The organism is Streptomyces sp. RP5T (assembly GCF_003933965.1).
Classification (GTDB): domain Bacteria; phylum Actinomycetota; class Actinomycetes; order Streptomycetales; family Streptomycetaceae; genus Streptomyces.
In genome coordinates this window covers 1-1535 of record NZ_RSAJ01001044.1, presented here as the reverse complement: position 1 = coordinate 1535, position 1535 = coordinate 1, and the positions used below count along the sequence as shown (strand labels likewise).

Here is a 1535-nt window from a genome sequence, read left to right as displayed (position 1 = left end):
GCGAGGGACAGCAGCCAGACGGCGGCGCAGATCGTGCGCAGGCCGGGGAGGTGCACGGGGAGCGCGACGCCGGCGGTGGCGACGATCGCGGTGCCCATGACGCAGGCGTACCAGTTCGGCCCGAGATGACGGACGGCGGTGACCATGTCCCGATGGTGTCTCGCGGGCAGGCCGGCGACCAGGGAGGACGGTTCTATGAGGGCATAAGCTGTCTTTATGAGCGGTGTGGAGGAGCGAGGGGCGGCGGTGAGCGGAGGGCTGTCCCACCGGGTGCCGGATCTGGGCGCACTGGAGCTGCTGCTCGCCGTGGCGCGGCTGGGCAGCCTGGGCGGGGCGGCGCGGGAGCTGGGCATCACCCAGCCGGCGGCGAGCAGCCGCATCCGCTCGATGGAACGGCAGCTGGGCGTGGCCCTGGTCGACCGCTCGCCCCGCGGCTCCCGGCTCACGGACGCCGGGGCGCTGGTGACCGACTGGGCGCGGCGGATCGTGGAGGCGGCGGAGGCGTTCGACGCCGGGGCGCAGGCGCTGCGGGTCCGCCGGGACTCCCGGCTGCGGGTGGCGGCGAGCATGACGATCGCGGAGTACCTGCTGCCGGGCTGGCTGCTCGCGCTGCGCGCGGGGCGACCGGACACGGCGGTCTCGCTGCACGCGGGGAACTCGGCGACGGTCGCGGAGCGCCTGCTGTCCGACGAGGCCGACCTGGGCTTCGTCGAGGGCCTGACGGTCCCCTCGGGACTCGACTCGGTGGTGATAGCCCACGACCACCTGATCGTGGTGACCGCCCCGGGCCACGCCTGGGCCCGCCGCCGACGCCCCCTGGAGGCCGCCGAACTGGCCTCGACCCCCCTGATCCTGCGGGAGAAGGGCTCAGGCACCCGCCAGGTCCTGGACGCGGCACTCGGCGGCCTCGCCCGCCCCCTGATCGAGCTCTCCTCCACCACGGCGGTCAAGGCGGCGGCGGTCGGCGGCGCGGGCCCGGCCGTCCTGAGCGAACTGGCGGTGGGCGAGGAACTGTCGATGCGCCGGCTGGTCCGGGTCCCGCTGCAGGACGTCTCCCTGGCCCGCGACCTGAGAGCGGTCTGGCCCACGGGCCACCGCCCGGTGGGCCCGGCGAGAGACCTGCTGTCGCTGACGCGCTCCTAAGCGCGGACGGCCGCTGTGACCAGGGCCCGCATCACCCGCAGGTCCTCGTCCATCTCCGGATGCCACTGGACCCCCACCACCCAGTGCGGGCCGGGGAGTTCGGCGGCCTCGATCGTGCCGTCCGGGGCGTAGGCGGAGGGGAGGAGGCCCTCGCCGAGGCGGTCCACCGCCTGGTGGTGGTAGGTCGGTACCGAGGTCTCCTCCGGGACGAGGTCGCCGTAGACCGTGCCCGGTACCGGCTTGACCGGGTGGCGGCCGAAGACGCCGGGGGTCGCCGCGTGGCCGTCGATGTGCTGGGTGAGGGTGCCGCCCAGGGCCACGTTCAGGAGTTGCAGGCCGCGGCAGATGCCCAGCAGGGGGGTGCCCGAGGCCAGCGCCGCCCGGATCAGGGC

Annotated in this window: 2 protein-coding genes and 1 pseudogene; 1 reads left to right on the top strand and 2 read right to left on the bottom strand. The window is 75.0% G+C overall.

What is annotated here, in order from left to right:
* Positions 1-146, bottom strand: a pseudogene (locus tag EHS43_RS48620) (C4-dicarboxylate ABC transporter); the annotation flags it as partial.
* Between the two features lie 70 nt (positions 147-216).
* Between EHS43_RS48620 and EHS43_RS44315 the strand changes: the two are divergent.
* Entirely contained in the window at positions 217-1143 is a 927-nt protein-coding gene (locus EHS43_RS44315) for a LysR family transcriptional regulator (RefSeq protein ID WP_125196032.1), read from the top strand.
* Here EHS43_RS44315 and EHS43_RS44310 read toward each other — a convergent pair.
* Positions 1140-1535, bottom strand: a 396-nt coding sequence (locus EHS43_RS44310) for a gamma-glutamyl-gamma-aminobutyrate hydrolase family protein (RefSeq protein WP_148104332.1), incomplete at its 5' end; no start/stop codon positions are given. The two genes, EHS43_RS44315 and EHS43_RS44310, sit on opposite strands and share 4 nt — an antisense overlap.

Excerpts from the sequence above, each read along its gene's own strand:
- EHS43_RS44315 (WP_125196032.1), top strand. The coding sequence starts at position 217 with ATGAGCGGTGTGGAGGAGCGAGGGGCGGCGGTGAGCGGAGGGCTGTCC.